The sequence below is a fragment of the Pseudomonas sp. GW821-FHT09C08 genome, from assembly GCF_059418125.1.
Genome location: NZ_JBWKPG010000009.1, coordinates 106,285 through 127,624, shown reverse-complemented (window position 1 = coordinate 127,624; position 21,340 = coordinate 106,285). Strand labels below are relative to the sequence as shown.

Sequence of the window (21,340 nt, the reverse complement as noted above, 5' to 3'; positions counted from 1 at the left end):
TTGTCGATTTAATTACAACGATGACTTAAGGCTTCGGCCTTAAATTAAAAAAGCCGCTCCCCTGCTTTGCAAGGGAGCGGCTTTTTTATTTCAGTTCAGTTACAGCGACCAAATAACTAGCAAGCTAACTAACGAGATTACGCTGACACGTTTAACCTGACCCTTCGGCCAAGTTAAACCCGCCCTCTTACTTCGTCGGCGTTTCCTGCATCACGCGAATAACTCGCTGTGGAAACGGAATATCAATATTCGCCGCCTTCAAACGGTCGCGTGCCATTTCATTAAGCATAAACACCACGTCCCAATAATCCGCGGTCTTGGTCCAGCAACGCAGGGACACGGTGATCGAGCTGTCACCCAGGGTCGACACCACGGCCGCCGCCGCCGGATCCGCCAGTACGCGTGGATCTTTTGCCAGCTCCAGCAACACTTCACGGGCTTTCTGCAGGTCGGCGTCATAGTCCACACCCACGTCGAACACCACCTTGCGGGTTGGCTGACGGTTGGTGTTGGTGATGATGCCGTTGGACAGGATGCCGTTCGGGACGATCACCGTCTTGTTGTCGCCGGTCCGCAGCACCGTGTGGAAGATCTGGATGCTGTCGACGGTACCCGAGGTCCCTTGGGCTTCGATCCAGTCACCAATGCGGAACGGGCGGAACAACAGGATCAGCACGCCGCCGGCAAAGTTCGCCAGGCTGCCTTGCAATGCCAGGCCGATGGCCAGGGTAGCGGCACCAATCGCGGCGACGAACGAGGTGGTCGCCACGCCGATCATCGAAGCCACGCTGACAATCAGCATCACCTTCAGCGCAATGTTCGCCAGGCTGGTGATGAAGTGCTGCAAGGCCAGGTCGGCGTTACGGATGGCCAGCAAGCGCCCCACTCGGTGGGTCAGGCGGTTGATCAGCCACCAGCCGATGGCCAGGGTGATCACGGCCAGCAACACGCGGCTGCCGTATTCCATAATCATCGGGATCCAAGACTGCGAGGTCTTGATCAAGTGATCCAGTTCAGCATTCAAATCCATCTACATTCTCCTGGTTACCGGATGTTCGGCGTAGTGAGTGCCCAAAATGCAATTGAGCCCCGGAGGGCTCAAGAGTAGGCGCAGGTTCTGGGGCGTGGGACGTCAAAAACCCCCGCAGGTTCCCCAAGGGGCCATCAGTCGCGGAAGTTATTGAACTGCAGCGGCATATCGAAGGTTTTCGCACGCAAGGCAGCAATCGCCTCTTGCAAGTCATCACGCTTCTTGCCGGTAACGCGTACCTGCTCGCCCTGGATGGCGGCCTGGACTTTGAGCTTGGCATCCTTGATATGCGCAACGATCTTCTTCGCCAGCTCCTTGTCGATGCCTTCCTTGAGCACGGCTTCCTGCTTCATCAGCTTGCCGGAGGCGTAGGCGTCCTTGACTTCAAGGCACTGCACGTCGATCTTGCGCTTGACCAGGGCCAGCTTGAGGATCTCGATCATCGCTTCCAGCTGGAAATCGGCTTCAGCGGTCAGGTTGACGGTCAGTTCCTTTTCCTTGAATTCGAAGCTGCCCTTGCCTTTCAAGTCATAGCGACGGTCCAGTTCCTTGACGGCGTTCTCGACGGCGTTGGTGACTTCGTGTTTGTCCAGTTCGGATACCACGTCGAACGAAGGCATGTCATATCTCCAATATAAGGGGCGGGCTCAGTAGAGATGGAGCGCGCCCGAGCTAAAATGCCGGGGCATTATAGCGGTTCTTTCGTCCCGTTCACTGTGAGCGATCCTACGGAGCAAAAACTGATGTCGACCACCTGGCATATTCTCGGCGCCGGCAGCCTGGGCACACTCTGGGCCACCCGACTGGCGCGCGCCGGCGTGCCCGTGCGGTTGATCCTGCGTGATGAAGCACGCCTGGCGAGCTATCAGTCGAGCAATGGGCTGACCCTGGTGGAACACGGCGTAGCACATACCTACCCGGTCAGCGCAGAAACGCCCCACAGTCCGGAGCCGATTCATCGTCTGCTGGTGGCGTGCAAGGCCTACGACGCCCAGAGCGCCGTCGCACAGCTGCAGCACCGACTGGCACCCGACGCGGAGCTGATCCTGCTGCAGAACGGCCTCGGCAGCCAGGACGCGGTGGCCGCACAACTGCCCCAGGCTCGCTGTATCTTTGCCTCCAGCACCGAGGGTGCGTTCCGCGATGGCGACTGGCGCGTGGTGTTCGCAGGCCATGGCTACACCTGGCTGGGCGACGTGAGCCAGCCAACCCCGCCGCTGTGGCTGGATGACCTGCACGCTGCCGGCATCCCCCACGAATGGAGCACCGACATTCTTACGCGCCTGTGGCGCAAACTGGCGCTCAATTGCGCGATCAACCCGCTGACCGTGCTCTACCAGTGCCGCAACGGCGAACTGCAGAGCCATCAATGTGAAGTCGCAACCTTGTGCGCCGAACTCGGCGAACTGCTCGAATGCTGCGGCCAACCGGCTGCCGCGCTCGACCTGCAGCACGAAGTCGAGCGCGTGATCCAGGCCACCGCCGCGAACTACTCCTCCATGTACCAGGACGTGGCCAACGGGCGCCGTACCGAAATCAGCTTTTTGTTGGGCTATGCTTGCCAGGCGGCAACACGTCACCAGTTGAACCTGCCCCATGTGCAACAACTGCAGGTACGCCTGGTCGACCAGTTGCTTGCACGCGGATTGCCCCGCGACTGAGCCACGCGCTACCCTGCCCGCCTGTCTATCACCTGGGAAAACCCTGATGCCGCTGCGCCAGCGTCTAGAAAACCTACCGGTCGGGCAGAAACTGCTCGCCGCCTTGCTGGTGTTGCTGACCACCGTATTGCTGGTGGCCAACCTGACCTTTATCAGCGCCGCCTATTGGATCTCGCAGGAAAGCATGGCGCCCCAGGCCCTGCAGGCAATCGGCCGGCTGGTGTCCAACCCGGCCCTCGCCGCCGAAGCCCTCGAATCCCCCGCTAAAGCCGACGCGCTGCTGAATGAGCTGACCAGCTATTCGCCGTTGCGCGCCGCAGCGCTGTACGACGGAGAGGGCAACTGCCTGGCGCAGATGCAACACGGCGACCGCCTGCACCTGCCGGACAACTACCGGCATATCGAGGCCTGGCGGGTCACTGAATTTCGCAGTAACCAGATCATCACCCTGCCCCGCGCGGGCCAGCCATCAGGGCATCTGCTGCTGGTGGCCAGCAGCGAACTGCCGGTGGCCTTCTACACCGGCACGCTGACGGCCAGCCTGGGCATCCTGATTTTCAGTGTGCTGCTGTGGCTGGTCATCGCCCGGCAAATCAAACGCCTGATCACCCGGCCGATCCATGAACTGGAAGAACTCTCACGCCAGGTCACCCGCGAAGAGAACTACGCCCTGCGCGCCGGGCGCGGCAACCACGATGAAATCGGCAGCCTTGCCGAAGCCTTCAACACCATGCTGTCGCGTATCGAAGCCCGCGAGCAACAGCTCAAGCGCGCGCGCGACGACTCCCAGGCCGCCTACGATCAGGCACAGGGCCTGGCCGAAGAGACGCGCCACACCAACCGCAAGCTCGAACTGGAAGTCCAGGTTCGCAGCAAGATCGAGAAAAAGCTCACCGGCTTTCAGAATTATCTGAACAGCATCATCGACTCGATGCCGTCGGCGCTGATCGCCCTGGACGAGCAGCTCTACGTCACGCAGTGGAACCAGGAAGCCAGCGCGCTCTCCGGCACGCGCCTGGATGAAGCCTTGAACCAGCCGATCTACCTGGCCTTCCAACCGCTCAAGCCGTACCTGCCGCAGATCAAGGCCACGGTCGAACAACACACGGTGGAGCGCATCGAACGCGTCACCTGGATCAAGGACGACGAGCCCAAGCATTACGCCCTGACCTTTTACCCGCTGACCGGCGGTGCCGGGCGCGGCGTGGTGATCCGTATCGACGACATCACCCAGCGCCTGTCCCTGGAAGAAATGATGGTGCAGTCGGAGAAGATGCTTTCCGTGGGTGGCCTGGCTGCCGGCATGGCCCACGAAATCAACAATCCGCTGGGGGCAATCCTGCACAACGTGCAGAACATTCGCCGCCGGCTGTCATCCGATCTCCCCAAGAACCTGGAGCATGCCGAACAGGTGGGCATCGAGCTGGAGAGGGTCAATCGCTACCTGCAAAGTCGCGAAGTGCCACAACTGCTCGACGGCATCCAGCAAGCCGGGGCGCGGGCGGCGAAGATCGTCACCCACATGCTCAGCTTCAGCCGCCGCAGCAACCGACAAATGGCGCCTTGCGATCTACCGGCGCTGATCGACCAGGCGGTGGAAATTGCCGGCAACGACTTCGACCTGACCATCGGTTTCGACTTCAAGGGCCAGGCCATCATCCGCCAGTTCGACCCGCAACTGGGTCCGGTACCCGGCACGGCCAACGAGCTGGAGCAAGTGCTGCTCAACCTGCTGAAGAACGCCGCCCAGGCCATTCACCTGCGCGAAGACGACAGCGAGCCGGGGCGCATCATCCTGCGCACGCGCCTCAACCCGCCGTGGGCGGAGATCCAGGTCGAAGACAACGGCATCGGCATGAGCGAAAACGTGCGCAAACGGACCTTCGAGCCGTTCTTCACCACCAAGGAAATCGGCCAGGGCACCGGCCTCGGGCTGTCAGTGTCATATTTCATCATCACCAACAACCACAAGGGCCAGATGGAAGTGCATTCCACCCTCGGCCAAGGCACCTGTTTCACCCTGCGCCTGCCCTTGGCCGGCAGCCAACTGCCACCTTACGAACTAACCGAACTGGAGCACTGACCATGGGCTTTCGCCTGTCGAAGATCTACACCCGCACTGGCGACAAGGGCGAGACCGGCCTCGGCGATGGCCGCCGCGTGCCCAAGGACCACCCGCGCGTGGAGGCGATTGGCGAAGTCGATACGCTCAACAGCCAGTTGGGTTTGCTCCTCGCCAGCCTGGAAGAGCAAAGCGGCCAGCACCCGGCGCTCAAGGAGGTGATCGAGGTGCTGAGCCCGTGCCAACATCGCCTGTTTGACCTGGGCGGTGAACTGGCCATGCCGGTGTACAAGGCGCTGAATGCAGCAGAGGTGGATCGGCTGGAAGCAGCGATCGATCGCTGGAACGAGGAAGTCGGGCCGCTGGAAAACTTTATCTTGCCCGGTGGCTCGGCGTTGATCGCTCAGGCCCACGTGTGCCGCAGCCTGGCGCGCAGCGCGGAGCGGCGGTGTCAGCATCTGAATGCGATTGAGCCGCTGGAGGGGGTGGGGTTGGCGTATGTCAATCGGCTGTCGGATTTGCTGTTTGTGGCAGCCAGGATAATCGCCAAGCGCCAGGGGGTAGCCGAGATTCTGTGGCAGGCAGCGGCGAAGCCACACTGATGATTATTTAGCGCCTGGTTGGCCCTGTCGCAGGCAAGCCCGCTCCCACATTTGAATGCATTCCAGCGTTGGAATCCGATCGAATGTGGGAGCGGGCTTGCTCGCGAAGAGGCCCGTCAGAACAGCTTCAAACCTGCGGCCAGAACGCCCGAATTCCAGCCACACCCTGAGCCCCGGCTTCCCAAGCCTGTTTCCGCTCCGCAGGCCCTACCCCGCCCAGCAGAAACACCGGCTTGCTGAACCCACGGATCAACTCTGCCGCCTGCTCCCAACCCAAAGGCTGGGCATCAGGATGCGTCTGAGTCGGCTGCACGGGCGACAGCGTGACAAAATCCACGTCCATCATTTCTGCCAGCGCCAACTCTTCGGCGTTGTGGCACGAGGCTGCCAACCAGCGATCCTTCGGCAGTGGCCGCCCCTTACTGGCGTACTTGCGCAGCTGCGCCGAAGTCATGTGCCAACCGGCTGCTGGGAAATCCCCCAGCCATTCAAATGGGCCCTTGAGCATCAGTTGCGCCTTGCCCGCACACAGGCCTACCGCATCCACCGCCAGATCACGGTATTTAGGGTCGTAGCCGTTGGGTGCACGCAATTGGATCAGCTTGATGCCGCCAGCGATGGCTTTCTGGATGCCGCGCAGCAACGTCGGGGTTTCCAGCTCGCCCGGGGTGATCAGGTACTCGGCCGGCAAGCGCGCAGCAGCCACGATGGGCGCGTTCGCTGCGGGAAACTCATAGCTGAGCAAATCCCGCGGGGCCACCCACTCCAGCGGCTGCCCTTCGGCACCATGAGGCTCGCCGGTAAACGCCGAGACATCCCAGACATCCAGCAACACCTGCTTGTCCGGGTAGTCGTGCTGCACCTTGATCAGCGGCCGCGCCGCGGTGACCTGGATACCCAGCTCTTCCTGCAATTCGCGCGACAGCGCGGTGGCGACCGACTCATCGGCCTCCACCTTGCCCCCGGGAAACTCCCAGAGACCGCCCTGATGCTGGGTATCGGCACGGCGCGCGAGCAGGATCCTGCCATCGACACCGCGGATCACCGCTGCTGCTACATGCACTCGTTTCACCGCGCTTTCCTCTTTGCTATCAGGTGCGGTATTCCGCATTGATCTTCACGTACTCGTGGGACAGGTCGGTGGTCCAGATGGTTTCGCTGCACGCGCCGCGCCCCAACTCGATACGGATAGTGATTTCTTCCTGCTGCATCACCGCCGAGCCCTGGGCTTCGGTGTAGGTTTCGGCGCGGGCGCCACGGCTGGCAATGCACACGTCGCCGAGGAACACGTCGATCTTGCTCACGTCCAGGTCCGGCACGCCGGCACGGCCGACGGCGGCGAGGATCCGGCCCCAGTTCGGGTCGGAAGCGAACAGCGCAGTCTTGATCAGCGGCGAGTGGGCCACGGTGTAGCCGACATCCAGGCATTCCTGGTGGTTGCCACCGCCGTTGACTTCAACTGTCACGAACTTGGTCGCACCCTCACCGTCGCGCACGATGGCCTGGGCCACGTCCATGCACACTTCGAACACGGCCTGCTTCAGGGCAGCGAACAGCGGGCCTTCGGTAGAGGTGATTTCCGGCAGGTTGGCCTGGCCGGTGGCAATCAGCATGCAGCAGTCGTTGGTCGAGGTATCGCCATCGATGGTGATGCGGTTGAACGACTTGTTGGCGCCGTCCAGCATCAGGCGCTGCAGCACGTCGCGGGAGACTTTGGCGTCGGTGGCGATGTAGCCGAGCATGGTGGCCATGTTCGGGCGAATCATGCCTGCACCCTTGCTGATGCCGGTCACGGTGACGGTCACGCCATCGTGCACGAACTGGCGACTGGCGCCTTTTGGCAGGGTGTCGGTGGTCATGATGCCGGTCGCCGCTGCGGCCCAGTTATCCACAGACAGGTCGTCCAGCGCGGCTTGCAGGGCGCCTTCGATTTTTTCCACCGGCAGCGGCTCGCCGATCACACCGGTAGAGTACGGCAGCACCTGGCTGGCATCCACGCCGGTCAACTGAGCCAGCTTGGCGCAGGTACGTGCAGCGGCCACCAGGCCCGGCTCGCCGGTGCCGGCGTTGGCATTCCCGGTGTTGGTCAGCAGGTAACGGATCGGGCCGGCAACGCGTTGCTTGGCCAGGATCACCGGTGCAGCGCAAAAGGCGTTGAGGGTGAATACACCCGCGACAGTCGAGCCTTCGGCACAGCGCATCACCACTACATCCTTGCGCCCTGGGCGCTTGATGCCGGCCGAAGCGATACCAAGCTCAAAACCGGCAACCGGGTGCAATGTGGGCAAAGGACCAAGACCAACAGCCATGAATGCGCTCCTTAAAAATAGGTGATGTCTGTGCCGTCGCGATCGACGGTGAAATTAATGGCAAAACGCCGCGACGGCAAAAGCCGGTCGCGGCGCGAGGTGTTGCAGCGTCAGGCAAAAATCTTAGTTGATTTCGCCGTGGCAGTGTTTGAACTTCTTGCCCGAACCGCACCAGCACAGCTCATTGCGGCCCAGCTTCTGCTCGTTGCGCACCGGGGTTTGAGCCAGGGCCACATCGACCTCTTCGCCCAATACCTCAGGGGCTTCCAGGCCCGGCGCTTCGTCGTGCTGGAACTGCATGCGCGCCGCCAGTGCCTCGGCTTCCTGACGCAGGCGAGCTTCTTCCTCGATCGGGTCTTCGCGACGCACCTGAACATGGGACAGCACGCGAATCGAATCGCGCTTGATCGAATCCAGCAGCTCGGAGAACAACGTGAACGACTCGCGCTTGTACTCCTGCTTCGGGTTCTTCTGGGCGTAGCCACGCAGGTGGATACCGTGACGCAGGTGATCCATGGTCGACAGGTGGTCTTTCCACAGGTCGTCCAGCACGCGCAGAACGATTTGCTTCTCGAAGGTGCGCAGTGCTTCGGCACTCGCCTGCTCTTCTTTCTCGTTGTACGCGGCCAGCAATTCGGCCATCAGTTTTTCGCGCAGGGTTTCTTCATACAGGTGATCGTCTTCGTCGAGCCACTGCTGGACCGGCAAGTCGACACCGAAGTCGCTCTTCAACGCCGCTTCCAGGCCGGCGACATCCCACTGCTCAGGCAGCGATTGTGGCGGGATGTGTGCGCTGACGGTGGCGTTGAGCACGTCCTGGCGGAAATCGGCAATGGTCTCGCCAATGTTGTCGGCGGCCAGCAACGTGTTACGCATGTGATAGATCACTTTACGCTGTTCGTTGTTGACGTCATCGAACTCCAGCAGCTGCTTGCGAATGTCGAAGTTGCGGCCTTCAACCTTGCGCTGGGCTTTCTCGATGGCGTTGGTCACCATGCGGTGCTCGATCGCTTCACCGGACTGCATGCCCAGGGCCTTCATGAAGTTCTTCACCCGGTCCGAGGCGAAGATACGCATCAGGCTGTCTTCCAGGGACAGGTAGAAGCGGCTGGAACCGGCGTCACCCTGACGGCCGGCACGACCACGCAGCTGGTTGTCGATACGACGCGATTCGTGACGTTCGGACGCGATCACCTGCAAGCCACCGGATTCCAGCACGGCCTGGTGACGTTTCTGCCAGTCGGCCTTGATCTGGGCGATTTGCTCAGGGGTCGGGTTGTCCAGCGAGGCCACTTCCACTTCCCAGTTGCCGCCCAACAGAATGTCGGTACCACGACCGGCCATGTTGGTGGCGATGGTCAGTGCGCCTGGGCGACCGGCCTGGGCGATGATCTCGGCTTCTTTTTCGTGGAACTTCGCGTTGAGGACCTTGTGCTCGATGCCTTCCTTGTTGAGCAGGTTGGACACGTGCTCGGAAGTCTCGATGGTGGCGGTACCCACCAGGATCGGACGGCCCTGGGCCATGCCGTCCTTGATGTCGTTGATGATTGCCGCGTACTTCTCTTCGGCAGTCAGGAACACCAGGTCGTTGAAGTCTTTACGCGCCAGAGGCTTGTTCGGCGGAATGACCATGACGGCCAGGTTGTAGATCTGGTGGAACTCGAACGCTTCGGTGTCAGCCGTACCGGTCATGCCGGACAGTTTGTTGTACAGACGGAAGTAGTTCTGGAAGGTGGTGGACGCCAACGTCTGGCTTTCGGCCTGGATGTTGAGGTTTTCCTTCGCTTCGATGGCCTGGTGCAGGCCCTCGGACAGGCGACGACCCGGCATGGTACGACCGGTGTGTTCGTCGACCAGCACAACCTGGCCGTCCTGGACGATGTACTCGACGTTGCGATGGAACAGCTTGTGGGCGCGCAGGCCGGCATACACGTGGGTCAACAGGCCCAGGTTGTGTGCCGAGTACAGGCTTTCACCCTCGGCCAGCTCACCGATCTGGGTCAGCATCTCTTCGACGAACTGGTGACCGGCTTCGTTGAGTTCGACCTGGCGGGTCTTCTCGTCGATGCTGAAGTGACCTTCTTTGGTCACCACGCCTTCCACTTCCTCGATGTGCTGCTCCAGGCGCGGGATCAACTTGTTGATCTCGGTGTACAGGCGCGAGCTGTCTTCGGCCTGGCCGGAGATGATCAGTGGGGTACGTGCTTCGTCGATGAGGATGGAGTCGACTTCGTCGATCACGGCAAAGTTGAGTTCGCGCTGGAATTTTTCTTCCATGCTGAACGCCATGTTGTCGCGCAGGTAGTCGAAACCGAATTCGTTGTTGGTACCGTAGGTGATGTCGGCAGCGTAGGCGGCGCGCTTCTCTTCCGGCGGCTGGAACGGCGTTACCACGCCGACGGTCAGGCCGAGGAATTCATACAGCGGGCGCATCCAGTTGGCGTCCCGGCGAGCCAGGTAGTCGTTCACCGTCACAACGTGCACGCCCTTGCCGGACAGTGCGTTGAGGTAAACGCCCAGGGTTGCCACCAGGGTCTTGCCTTCACCGGTACGCATTTCGGCAATCATGCCTTCATGCAAGGTCATGCCGCCGATCAACTGGACGTCGAAGTGGCGCATGCCCATGACACGCTTACCGGCTTCACGGGCAACCGCAAAGGCTTCGGGAAGCAGCTTGTCGAGGGTTTCACCTTTGGCTATGCGGGCCTTGAACTCTTCGGTCTTGGCGCGCAATTGCTCGTCCGAAAGGGCAACCATCTGCTCTTCGAAGGCATTGACCAGCTGCACCGTCTTGAGCATGCGTTTGACTTCGCGCTCATTCTTGCTTCCAAAAAGTTTCTTTAACAAAGGCGCAAACATATCGGCAGGTTCTTCCACACATAGGGATGGAGGGCGCACCGTCAGTGGCCCGAGCAGCCCTCACGGCCGCATGCGAACGCGCATTCTACCCGGATTCGTGGGTGAGGAAAGTGGCGTTGTTCCCCGATGCTGGCATGGGGCTGTGAGAGGGCTTGTTTAAAATAAGGGCTTTTGGCGGAACTTCAACCCATCGGATGCAGAAGTTACCTATTGATTTGCCGGGCACGGCCCCGGCGATGCATTGCCTGGGGGCGTGCAGACGCTTTCTGCTAAGATGGCGGCTCTGTTACTTAAGGTGTCTAATCATGGCATTTCGCCCTCTTACAGCCCGCGCTCCCGGCGTGTTGCTTCGCGAAGCCAAGCCGTTGAAAGCCATCTTTGGCCACGCGCAACGCTTGGGCCATTTGCAACGCCTGCTCGAAAGCCAACTGCAACCGGCCGCACGTGAACATTGTCATGTGGCGTCCTGGCGTGAAGGCAATTTGCTTTTAATCGTCACTGACGGCCATTGGGCGACCCGTTTGCGCTATCAGCAAAAACGCCTGCAGCGTCAATTGATGGCGTTTGATGAGTTCGCCAGCCTGATGCGCATCCAGTTCAAGGTGCAACCGCCCACCGTCCAGCAAGGCGCGGTGGGGCATACCATGGATTTGTCGGCCAATGCCGCCGAAACCATTCAGGCAACGGCCGACGGCATCAGCGACCCGGGCCTGCGCGCAGCGCTTGAGCGCCTGGCCGCCCACGCCAAGCCCAAGGCCTGAGCCGTTACTTGCGCTTGCTGCCGCCCAGCAGCGAGCCCAACAACCCACGCACCAACTGCCGCCCCATCTGATTGGCGGCTTGCTGCATGGCCGATTTCAGCGCCTTGCCTGCCGTGGTCCCCAGGAACGCGCCGGCCTTGTCGGTAAAGCTCGGCTCCTCGGCGGCGGGCTTGGCCTCTTCGGTCGGCCCCAGCTCCTTGCGCGCCATCAACACTTCGTAGGCAGACTCACGGTCGATCGGCTTGTCGTAGCGCCCCAGCAGCGGTGAACTGGCGACCAGCGCGGCGCGCTCGGCCTCGCTCAGTGGTCCGATCCGCGATTGCGGCGGCGCGACCAGCACACGCTGGACGACTTCCGGCGTGCCCTTTTCCTGCAAGGTGCCCACCAAGGCCTCACCCGTGCCCAACTCCGTCAACACCGCCAAGGCATCGAATGCCGGGTTTGGCCGGAAACCCTCCGCGACGGCGCGCAGGGATTTTTGCTCTTTGGTGGTGAACGCCCGCAAGCCATGCTGGATGCGCAGGCCGAGCTGGGCCAGCACGCTGTCCGGCAGGTCGCCCGGCGACTGGGTGACAAAATACACGCCAACGCCTTTGGAACGAATCAGTCGCACGACCTGCTCCAGGCGGTCCTGCAAGGCCTTGGGCGTATCGGCGAAGAGTAAATGCGCCTCATCGAAAAACAGCGCCAGCAGCGGTTTGTCCGCATCACCGCGTTCGGGCAGTTGCTCGAACAGTTCCGCCAGCAGCCACAACAGGAACGTCGCGTACACCTTCGGCGCCTCATGCACCAGGCGGCTGGCATCCAGCAGATGAATGCGCCCGCGCCCGTCGCCCGTGGGCTGCAGGATATCTTCAAGCTGCAGCGCCGGTTCGCCGAACAACGCCTCCGCGCCCTGCTGCTCCAGCACCGCCAGGCGCCGCAACAGGGCCTGGCTGGAACCGGTGGTCATCAATGCCGCGTCTTCGCCGAGCAGTTCCGGGTGATAACGCAGGTGGTTGAGCAGTGCCTTGAGGTCCTTGAGGTCCAGCAACAACAAGCCTTCGCGGTCGGCCACTTTAAAGGCCGCGTAAAGCGCCGACTGCTGGCTGTCGGTGAGCTCCAGCAAACTGCCGAGCAGCAACGGGCCCATTTCGCTGATGGTCGTACGCAACGGATGACCGGACTGCCCGTGGATATCCCACAACGTCACCGGATAGGCCTTGGCCGTGTAATGGAGGAACGGCATCCCGGCGATCCGCTCAGCCACCTTACCCTGGGGGTTCGCCGCCGCACCCAGGCCACACAGGTCGCCTTTGATATCCGCGGCAAACACCGCCACGCCCGCGTCACTGAAAGCCTCAGCCAGGCGTTGCAACGTGACGGTCTTGCCCGTGCCGGTAGCGCCGGCGATCAGCCCGTGGCGGTTGGCCAGGCGCATGGCCTGGGCAATCGGCTGGCCAGACAGGTCTGCGCCAATGAGGAGTTGCGAGGAGTCAGGCATTTCGTCACCCATGGTTAATCTTTAGTGTCGCCAGGTCGATACAGGCAAGTGTGAGACCCACAAAGTCCAAAAATAGGTCAGATAGTTCCGACAGGGACCCTTAGCGCTACCGCAAGAAGTATCACACCTTTTTTGACGCTGCCATTTTGCGCCTCCCATAAGGACGCGCTTCGGATATTAAGACCTTAGCGGACCCTACAAGCCATGAATAAAAATCTGCGTTTCAGCCACAAAATCCTGCTTGCAGCCTCCCTTATCGTCATCGCCGCGTTCGCGGTGTTTACCCTCTACAACGACTACCTGCAGCGCAACGCCATTCGCGACAATCTCAACAATTACCTGCATGAGATGGGAAATATCACTGCCAGCAACATCCAGACCTGGCTGAACGGGCGCATCGCCCTGGTGGAAAACGCCGCACAGAACATCGCCACCAACCCCGAACCATCTGTGGTCGCCAGCCTGCTGGAGCAGAAAGCACTGACGAGCGCCTTCATGGCAACGTACGTCGGCGACAGCAAGGGCGCGTTCACCATCCGCCCCGACACCAAGATGCCGGACGGCTTCGATCCGCGCGTGCGGCCTTGGTACAAAGGTGCGCAGAGCAGCAACGGCTCGACCTTGACCGAGCCCTACATCGATGCCGCCACCGGCAAGTTGATCATTTCCGTGGCCACCCCAAGCAACCGGGGCAGCCAGAGCATCGGCGTGGTCGGCGGCGACCTGAGCCTGCAGACCCTGGTGGATAACATTGGCGCGCTGAACTTCGGCGGTACAGGCTATGCGTTCCTGGTGAGTGCCGACGGCAAGGTGCTGGTGCACCCGAACAAAGACCTGGTGATGAAAACCCTGGCCGATGTGTATCCAAAAAACACGCCGAAAATCAGCAGCGATTTCAGCGAAGTCGAGGCCAACGGCAAAGACAACATCGCGACCTTCATCCCGATCAAGGGCCTGCCCTCGGTGAACTGGTACCTGGGTATTTCGGTGGATAAAGACAAATCCTTCGCCATGCTCAGCGAATTCCGCACTTCGGCGGTGATCGCGACGATCATTGCGGTGGTGATCATCATCGCCCTGCTGGGCATGCTGATCCGCGTACTCCTGCAACCGCTGCACGTGATGACCCGCGCCATGCAGGACATTGCCGACGGCGAAGGTGACTTGACCCGCCGCCTGGCGATCCATAACAACGACGAGTTCGGCACCCTGGGTAACGCGTTCAACCGCTTCGTGGAGCGGATTCACACATCGATCCGCGAAGTGTCCTCGGCCACCGAACAGGTCAATGAAGTGGCACTGCGGGTGGTCAGCGCGTCCAACTCCTCGATGGTCAACTCCGATGAACAGGCCAACCGCACCAACAGTGTCGCCGCCGCCATCAATGAACTCGGGGCCGCCGCCCATGAAATCGCGCGCAACGCCGCACAGGCCTCCAGCCAGGCCAGCGACGCCAGGCACCTGGCCGAGGACGGCCAACAGGTGGTGGAGCGCAATATCAAGGCGATGACAGAGCTGTCGGCGATGATCAGCGCCTCCAGCGGCAACATCGAAGCGCTCAACAGCAAGACCGTGAATATCGGCCAGATTCTCGAGGTCATCACCAGCATTTCCCAGCAAACCAACCTGCTGGCCCTCAACGCGGCCATCGAAGCCGCCCGCGCAGGCGAGGCTGGCCGTGGTTTTGCGGTGGTGGCCGATGAAGTGCGCAACCTGGCGCATCGCACCCAGGAATCGGCACAGCAAGTGCAAAAAATGATCGAGGAGCTTCAAGTCGGGGCCCGCGACTCGGTCAGCACCATGAGCCAAAGCCAGCGCCACAGTAATGACAGCGTGGAAATCGCAAACCTGGCCGGTGAGCGCTTGAACAGCGTGACGCAGCGCATCGGCGAGATTGATGGCATGAACCAGTCGGTGGCCACTGCGACCGAGGAACAGACCTCGGTGGTGGAGTCGATCAATATGGACATTACCGAGATCAACACGCTTAACCAGGAGGGTGTGGAAAACCTGCACTCGACCCTGCGCGCCTGTGCCGACCTCGAACAGCAGGCGGCCAGGCTGAAGCAACTGGTTGGCAGCTTCCGGATCTGACAGAAATCCTCCAACCCCTGCAGGAGCGGGCTTGCCCGCTCCTGCGTGGTCGTTGTCTGCGACGACACACTCATCCCGATCGAACATCTATCCTTACCTCAGGTCCACGTTAAGGAGAGCAATGGATCGGAGGGATGTTCATCGTGCATATCGCTGACATAACCATGTTCTACGCCCCAGCCAGCGGCGGCGTGCGGACTTATCTGGACGCCAAGCACCGACGCTTGACGCTCAAGCCCGGCATTCGGCACAGCCTGTTGATCCCCGGCGCCCACTTAAGCGAACAGGATGGGGTGTACCAGGTACCGGCCCCCGCCCTGCCCTTCGGCAAAGGCTATCGATTCCCGCTGCGCCTGGCGCCATGGCGAAACGTCCTGCACGATCTACAGCCCGATCTGATCGAAGTCGGCGATCCCTATCTCACCGCGTGGGCCGCACTGGATGCTCGGCGCCAGCTGGATGTACCGGTCATCGGCTTTTATCACTCCGATCTGCCGTTGCTGGTCAGCAACCGCATGGGGCCGTGGTTTACCCCGAACGTTGAAGCCTATGTCAGCAAACTCTATGGGAATTTTGACCGGGTACTGGCTCCCAGCCAGGTGATGGCCGACAAACTCACCGGGCTTGGCGTGAAGAACGTCTTCGTTCAGCCGTTGGGCGTGGACCTGCGAACCTTCACACCCGAGGTCCGCGATCCCGGCTTGCGCGCCGAACTGGGGATCAGTGAAGACACGCGCCTGCTGATCTTCGCCGGGCGCGGCTCCAAGGAGAAAAATCTGCCGGTGCTGCTCAACTGCATGAAGCGCCTGGGCGATGGCTACCACCTGCTATTGGTCGGGTCTGGCATGCCCGCGAGCGTGCCGGACAACGTTACGGTGATCGACGGCTTCCGCCCGGCCGCGCATGTCGCGCGCTTGATGGCCAGCGCCGATGCGCTGCTGCATGGCGGCGATCAGGAAACCTTTGGCCTGGTCATCCTCGAAGCGATGGCCTGCGGTATCCCGGTAATCGCCGTGGCCGCCGGGGCCTTCAATGAAATTGTCGACGAGCGCTGCGGCCTGCTGTGCACGCCGAACAATCCCAAGGCGATGGCCGACGCGGTGCGCGAACTGTTCAGCGTCGACAGCCAACGCCTGGGTGCGCAGGCCCGGCGGCATGTAGAACACCATTACGCGTGGGATAAGGTGGTCGACAGCCTGCTCGGCCATTACTGCGCGGTACTCGGTACCCACAAGCCGATGCTTTGCCATGGCTGAGCGTTCGGTCTTGCTGGTATTGCACGACGTGGCGCCGCACAACTGGGTCGACTACCGCCCCTTCGTCGAAGCGGTGGACGCGCTGGGCGCGGTGCCTATCACTTGGCTGGTGGTGCCGGACTTTCATCATCAGGATGCCTTGCCCGCCGCAGGCGAGTTTCGGCGACTGCTCGACAGCCGCGTCGCCAGGGGCGATGAACTGGCGCTGCATGGCTACTCCCATAGCGACGACCAACCGTCGCCGCGCACGCCAAAAGACTGGTTCATGCGACGCCTCTATACCCACGAAGGTGAGTTTTACCAGCTGTCAGAAGCCCAAGCCCTGGAACGTCTGCATAAAGGTATCGAGGTATTTCGCGAAAACCACTGGCCCCTCCACGGCTTCGTCGCACCGGCCTGGTTGATGAGCCCAGGCACCCGTGAAGCCTTGCGCCAATTACCCCTGAGCTACACCAGTGATCCGCAACACCTGTATCGGCTGCCGGATTTCACCCCGGTGGCGGCTCCCGGCCTGGTGTGGAGTGCGCGCAGCAGCTGGCGCCGGGGCGTGTCCAAAATCCTCAGCGACCGCCGCGAGCAACGCTGGCAAAACGCCCCGGTGATTCGCCTGGGCCTGCATCCGGTGGACATGCGCCACGACTTTTCCCGCCGCTATTGGCTCGAAACGCTGCAACGCCTGCTGGACGCGGGTCGCACGCCTATGACCAAAGTGGCCTGGCTGGCTTCCCAACCATGAGCCGCTTGCTCTGGCTGTTGCTGGCGCTGATCGTCGCGCTGATTATTCCGGCGTGGCTGGGCGGCGGTGAAACCGTGGCGCGCCTGGTGCAATTCCCCTGGCAACTGTTACTGGCCATGTTCGCCATGATCGTACTGTGCTGGGTGATCAACAGCCTGCGCCTGCGCCTGCTGCTGGGTGAGCACATCGGCCAACTGAGCCGTGTGAAAAGCCTCGGTGTCGTGATGTCGACCGAGTTCGCCATGTGCGCCACCCCCGGTGGCAGTGGCGGCCCACTGACCTTGATGGCGTTGCTCGCGCGCAACGGCATACGACCAGCCCATGGCAGCGCGGTGTTTGCCATGGACCAGTTGAGCGATTTGCTGTTCTTTTTATGCGCACTGACGGGCATTGCGCTGTATGCCCTTTTCCACACCCTGAACCCGCGACTGGAATGGCTGCTGGAGCTCAGCGCTGTGTCGATGGTGGGTGGGCTGTTCTGTGGCGTATTGCTGGTGAGCTTTCACCGCCAGGCCATCCGCGTGACGGGCGCGGTCCTCAAGCAACTACGGGTGCGCCCAAAGGTTCGTCGACGCTGGGCGCGCAGGCTGTTGCGCTTCCTGGCGGCATTCACCGACACGCTGAAATTGCCGTGGTCTACGTTGATAAGCGTATTTTTTCTCACGAGCGCGCACTGGACCCTGCGCTACAGCGTGCTCTATCTGGCGTTACGCGGATTGGGCGGGGATGTGCAATGGGCCTGGAGCTTTCTGATCCAGATGCTTTCATTGACGGCCGGGCAATTCAGCCTGCTGCCTGGCGGGGCGGGGGCTGCGGAATTGACCTCCGCGGCGTTACTGGCGCCCATGGTCGGCAAATCCACCGCAGCGGCGGCAATCCTGATCTGGCGGGCCGTAACGTATTACTTTTATCTGCTGGCCGGCGGGCCGGTATTTCTACTGATGGTTGGCAAGCCTTTGCTCAAGCGTCTTTTTCAGCGGGCCCAGACGGCACGTCCGGGGTCTGCAACTGCTCCCACAACTGGGCGGCCCCAGGAAAGTCAGTACCGTCCTCCGCATCCAGCGCGTCCGGGTCATAGCGACTCAGACAGCCTTCGCCCAAGGTAGCGGGCGCCTTGGAGGTGGCTTTATCGAGTGGATCGCTCATGGTCAAAATCCTCAACGGCAGGCAAAGAAAAAGGGCCTGGGACGATTTAACGCCCAGGCCCTTCATTCTTCAATCACAACGCGTCAATCAGAACACGACGGTCTTGTTGCCGTGCACCAGCACGCGGTCTTCCAGGTGGTAGCGCAGCCCTCGGGCCAGCACCATCTTCTCGACATCGCGGCCGAAGCGCACCATGTCTTCAATGCTGTCGCTGTGGCTGACACGCACCACGTCCTGCTCGATGATCGGGCCGGCGTCCAGCTCTTCGGTGACGTAGTGGCAGGTTGCGCCGATCAGCTTGACCCCACGCAGGGAAGCCTGATGGTACGGCTTGGCACCGACGAACGATGGCAGGAAACTGTGGTGAATGTTGATCACCTTGCCAGCGTATTCGCTGCACAGTTCCGGCGGCAGGATTTGCATGTAGCGCGCCAGGACCACGACATCGGCCTCGTGCTGTTTGACCAGGCGAGACACTTCGGCGAACGCCGGCTCCTTGTCCTGCGGGTTGACCGGCACGTGGTAGTACGGGATGCCATGCCATTCGACCATGCTGCGCAGGTCGTCATGGTTGGAAATAACGCAGGCAATATCACAGTCCAACTCGTCGCTGTGCCAGCGGTGCAGCAAGTCCGCCAGGCAATGGGACTCGCGACTGGCCATCAGCACCACGCGTTTTTTCTGCTCGGTGTCGGTGATGCGCCAGGTCATCGAAAACTCTTCGGCGATCGGCGCAAAGGCCTCGCGAAAAGCCTCGAGACCAAACGGCAGCGTGTCGGCACGGATTTCGTGACGCATGAAGAACCAACCGCTGAGATTATCCGAGTGATGGCTCGCCTCGGTAATCCAGCCATTGTGGGAAGCCAGAAAGTTACTGACTTTGGCAACGATGCCGACCCGGTCCGGGCAAGCAATCACCAGCCGAAAAGTGCGCATTAGGGGAAAACTCCAGAACTTCGCAAAGGCCGCCATTCTAGCGATTGCGCAGGAAAACTGCAGTATTCGTTAACGCTTATTCTGATCGCCGGCCTGGCCCTTGCCCCTTAATCGCCTAAGGTTTTACCACCTTAATATGAATCTACTGCGTACCTTGGATTCTTCCACGGTTTGTCAGGCGATTACCTTAAGGTCTACGACCTAATAATTAACTCGATTGCGTAGGTTTGTTAAAAACATTCAACGCAATTCACATAAATGCACGCTTAAATGTTTACTTGGGCAAACCGCCTGACTATTATTAGGTCACTGTCCCTGTCAATCAGCGCTCTACATAAGGTAGTCCACATGTCTCTGATCAACGAATACCGTGCCACCGAAGAAGCTATCAAAGAGCTGCAAGCCCGTTTGAAGAACCTGTCCCAAGACGACAAACTGCAAACCGAGCTGGAATTCGAAGGCAAATTGCGCACCCTGATGGGCGAATACTCCAAATCCTTGCGTGACATCATCGCACTGCTGGATCCAGAGTCGAAAGTTAAAGCACCGCGTGGCGCCGTGAAAACTACCGGTACCAAGCGTGCTCGCAAAGTCAAACAATACAAAAACCCGCACAACGGCGAAGTGATTGAAACCAAAGGTGGCAACCACAAAACCCTGAAAGAGTGGAAAGCCAAGTGGGGCGGTGACGTGGTTGAAGGCTGGGCTACCCTGCTGGGCTAAGCTTCGCCAGGCTTGCGCCTGATCCGCGACACATTAAAAACGCCAGCTTGCTGGCGTTTTTTATTGTCTGCAGGTTCTCCATGAAACGGACTACACATTTACCCGGGCGGCCAAATCATCGGCATATTGCTGCCACTGCTCCAGCACCTCACACTGAAACGGTGTAGCACTTACAGCCAACTCCTGCCGGGCCTGCTTAAATGCTTCGAGGGTATTCGGGGCCCCGCATTCAGGGTCGGACAAACGCTGCTGACAAAAAAGTTTCCAACGTTGTTGCTCCTCGCTATTCAAGGTCTCGGGGAAGTTACGTGCACGGTAGCGAAATAATAATTCAGGCAAACGCTGATCATCAAAGGGCCACTGCTGGCGTGCTAATTGCGCAGGCTCGGCTGCCCGGACTTGTTCACATAAACGTCGATCACGATCGCCGATAAAACCGTCATAAAGCTGCTGTTCAGGGTCGGCACTCGGGGCAAAATCTTCCTCGGCATAAATGAGCGCCAACTTATCGCGCCAAAGTTCCTGTGCGTCAGTTAGCCGCAGCGCCCGTTCCTGATAAACAGTCATATCCAAGTGCAGGCGTTCTCGATCTTCAGCCCTCAGCACATTCAGGGGGGCGACCACCGGGCAACGATTGATATGCACCAACTTGAGCGGCACCGGCAATTCGCCCTCGGCAAGCTCGTCACGCCGGGTGTAGAGGCGCTGGCGCAAGGCCTGGGCATCAAGGTCCAGCAGCCCTTGGGGGTCGAGCCCAAGGTCGCAGACGATCAACGCATTGCGATTGCGCGGGTGCCAGGCCAGCGGCAGTACAACGCCCAGGTAATGACGCTCGGCGGAAAAGCGCCCGGAGATATGGACCATGGGTTGTAACAGGCGCACCTGGTCCATCACCCGCTGTTTACTGCGCAACTGGAACAACCATTCGTAGAGCTTCGGTTGTTTTTCACGCACCAGCCGCGCCAGCGCAATCGTGGCGCGCACGTCGGACAATGCGTCGTGCGCCTGGCCATGATCGATGCCGTTGGCGGCCGTCAGGCGCTCCAACTTGAGCGTGACGCGCCCCTCCTGTTGTGGCCACTCGATACCTTCCGGGCGCAGGGCGTAAGCGGTGCGAACGACGTCGATCAAATCCCAGCGGCTGTTACCGCCCTGCCACTCGCGCGCATAAGGGTCGAAAAAATTGCGATACAGGCTGTAGCGCGTCATTTCATCGTCAAACCGCAAGGTGTTGTAACCGGCACCGCAGGTCCCTGGGGCGGCCAGTTCGGCGTGTACGCGAGTCATGAAGTCCGCCTCGGCCAGGCCTTTTTCCGCGAGAATTGCCGGGGTAATGCCAGTAATCGCGCACGCGGCGGGATGTGGCAGGATATCGTCGCTGGGTTGGCAATAAAGATTGACCGGCGCGCCGATTTCGTTGAGGTCCAGGTCCGTACGGATACCGGCTACCTGAAGGGGGCGGTCATTGCGCGGGTTGATGCCGGTGGTTTCATAGTCGTACCAGAAAATGGAGGTCACGGGCTATTCCTGTACTGAAGATCGGCAAAGTCTAGGCGCTGAACCGCCTTCGAGGCCAGCACGCATTGCACTGTACAAACATCCAGCAAAACCTTGAGTGGTTGCTTCCATCGTCGACGCTGCTAGCATCCCTGTCTCTGAGCCACTCTGCACTGCCAAGGATC

General features: G+C 60.6%; 17 protein-coding genes and 1 pseudogene. 10 read left to right on the top strand and 8 right to left on the bottom strand.

The window, feature by feature from the left end:
• Window positions 1-187: 187 nt before the first annotated feature.
• Both AC07OJ_RS26300 and AC07OJ_RS26295 read right to left on the bottom strand, forming a co-directional pair.
• A complete protein-coding gene (locus AC07OJ_RS26300; RefSeq protein ID WP_065908820.1) occupies window positions 188-1,030 on the bottom strand; it encodes a mechanosensitive ion channel family protein in 843 nt (280 codons plus the stop codon).
• A 134-nt stretch (window positions 1,031-1,164) separates the two neighbouring features.
• Window positions 1,165-1,650, bottom strand: a complete 486-nt coding sequence (locus AC07OJ_RS26295; protein WP_003193880.1) for a YajQ family cyclic di-GMP-binding protein — start codon at window positions 1,648-1,650, stop codon at window positions 1,165-1,167.
• A 123-nt stretch (window positions 1,651-1,773) separates the two neighbouring features.
• On the opposite strand from AC07OJ_RS26295, the gene AC07OJ_RS26290 reads away from it, so the two are divergent.
• Genes AC07OJ_RS26290 through AC07OJ_RS26280 form a run of 3 tightly spaced genes read left to right on the top strand, consistent with a single transcriptional unit; the run spans window position 1,774 to window position 5,355 of the window.
• On the top strand, window positions 1,774-2,691 hold the full coding sequence (locus AC07OJ_RS26290; protein WP_120449727.1) for a putative 2-dehydropantoate 2-reductase: 918 nt from the start codon (window positions 1,774-1,776) through the stop codon (window positions 2,689-2,691).
• 46 nt (window positions 2,692-2,737) lie between these two features.
• On the top strand, window positions 2,738-4,774 hold the full coding sequence (locus AC07OJ_RS26285) for a sensor histidine kinase (RefSeq protein ID WP_495095480.1): 2,037 nt from the start codon (window positions 2,738-2,740) through the stop codon (window positions 4,772-4,774).
• 2 nt (window positions 4,775-4,776) lie between these two features.
• On the top strand, window positions 4,777-5,355 hold the full coding sequence (locus AC07OJ_RS26280) for a cob(I)yrinic acid a,c-diamide adenosyltransferase (protein ID WP_495095479.1): 579 nt from the start codon (window positions 4,777-4,779) through the stop codon (window positions 5,353-5,355).
• A 127-nt stretch (window positions 5,356-5,482) separates the two neighbouring features.
• Here the strand turns inward: AC07OJ_RS26280 and AC07OJ_RS26275 are convergent, their stop codons facing one another.
• The 3 genes from AC07OJ_RS26275 to secA all read right to left on the bottom strand — a co-directional run bounded on the left by AC07OJ_RS26275 (window position 5,483) and on the right by secA (window position 10,523).
• A complete protein-coding gene (locus AC07OJ_RS26275; protein ID WP_495095478.1) occupies window positions 5,483-6,427 on the bottom strand; it encodes a Nudix family hydrolase in 945 nt (314 codons plus the stop codon).
• Window positions 6,428-6,446: 19 nt separating this feature from the next.
• On the bottom strand, window positions 6,447-7,664 hold the full coding sequence (argJ, locus tag AC07OJ_RS26270) for a bifunctional glutamate N-acetyltransferase/amino-acid acetyltransferase ArgJ (RefSeq protein WP_106802738.1): 1,218 nt from the start codon (window positions 7,662-7,664) through the stop codon (window positions 6,447-6,449).
• A gap of 123 nt (window positions 7,665-7,787) precedes the next feature.
• Window positions 7,788-10,523: a preprotein translocase subunit SecA gene (gene secA, locus AC07OJ_RS26265; protein ID WP_065908805.1), complete on the bottom strand. Its 2,736-nt coding sequence runs from the start codon at window positions 10,521-10,523 to the stop codon at window positions 7,788-7,790.
• A 305-nt stretch (window positions 10,524-10,828) separates the two neighbouring features.
• On the opposite strand from secA, the gene AC07OJ_RS26260 reads away from it, so the two are divergent.
• Window positions 10,829-11,284 carry a DUF721 domain-containing protein gene (locus AC07OJ_RS26260; protein WP_065908804.1) on the top strand — a complete coding sequence of 152 codons (456 nt, stop codon included), beginning with the start codon at window positions 10,829-10,831 and terminating at the stop codon, window positions 11,282-11,284.
• Between the two features lie 4 nt (window positions 11,285-11,288).
• On the opposite strand, the gene AC07OJ_RS26255 is transcribed toward AC07OJ_RS26260, so the two are convergent.
• Window positions 11,289-12,767, bottom strand: coding sequence for a helicase HerA-like domain-containing protein (locus AC07OJ_RS26255; protein WP_065909853.1), 1,479 nt, complete (start codon window positions 12,765-12,767; stop codon window positions 11,289-11,291).
• Window positions 12,768-12,971: 204 nt separating this feature from the next.
• Between AC07OJ_RS26255 and AC07OJ_RS26250 the strand changes: the two are divergent.
• From AC07OJ_RS26250 to gpgF, 5 genes and pseudogenes are all read left to right on the top strand, one after another.
• Window positions 12,972-14,003: pseudogene (locus AC07OJ_RS26250) on the top strand (HAMP domain-containing protein); the annotation flags it as partial.
• A 93-nt stretch (window positions 14,004-14,096) separates the two neighbouring features.
• Window positions 14,097-14,861, top strand: a complete 765-nt coding sequence (locus tag AC07OJ_RS26245) for a methyl-accepting chemotaxis protein (protein ID WP_495095495.1) — start codon at window positions 14,097-14,099, stop codon at window positions 14,859-14,861.
• A 134-nt stretch (window positions 14,862-14,995) separates the two neighbouring features.
• Entirely contained in the window at window positions 14,996-16,117 is a 1,122-nt protein-coding gene (gene gpgS / locus AC07OJ_RS26240) for an N-acetylglucosaminyl phosphatidylglycerol synthase (protein WP_495095477.1), read from the top strand.
• Window positions 16,110-16,853: an N-acetylglucosaminyl phosphatidylglycerol deacetylase gene (gpgD, locus tag AC07OJ_RS26235; protein ID WP_495095476.1), complete on the top strand. Its 744-nt coding sequence runs from the start codon at window positions 16,110-16,112 to the stop codon at window positions 16,851-16,853. The genes gpgS and gpgD overlap by 8 nt, the downstream gene beginning before the upstream one ends.
• Window positions 16,850-17,959, top strand: coding sequence for a glucosaminyl phosphatidylglycerol flippase (gene gpgF / locus AC07OJ_RS26230; RefSeq protein WP_495095475.1), 1,110 nt, complete (start codon window positions 16,850-16,852; stop codon window positions 17,957-17,959). The genes gpgD and gpgF overlap by 4 nt, the downstream gene beginning before the upstream one ends.
• 127 nt (window positions 17,960-18,086) lie before the next feature.
• On the opposite strand, the gene purU is transcribed toward gpgF, so the two are convergent.
• Window positions 18,087-18,935, bottom strand: a complete 849-nt coding sequence (gene purU / locus AC07OJ_RS26225; RefSeq protein ID WP_106802733.1) for a formyltetrahydrofolate deformylase — start codon at window positions 18,933-18,935, stop codon at window positions 18,087-18,089.
• A gap of 348 nt (window positions 18,936-19,283) precedes the next feature.
• Here purU and mvaT point away from each other — a divergent pair, with 348 nt between their 5' ends.
• Complete coding sequence (gene mvaT / locus AC07OJ_RS26220) at window positions 19,284-19,658, top strand: histone-like nucleoid-structuring protein MvaT (RefSeq protein WP_005790963.1); 375 nt, start codon at window positions 19,284-19,286, stop codon at window positions 19,656-19,658.
• Between the two features lie 90 nt (window positions 19,659-19,748).
• Here mvaT and sbcB read toward each other — a convergent pair whose 3' ends face one another.
• Entirely contained in the window at window positions 19,749-21,176 is a 1,428-nt protein-coding gene (gene sbcB, locus AC07OJ_RS26215) for an exodeoxyribonuclease I (protein ID WP_106802731.1), read from the bottom strand.
• Window positions 21,177-21,340 lie beyond the last annotated feature (164 nt).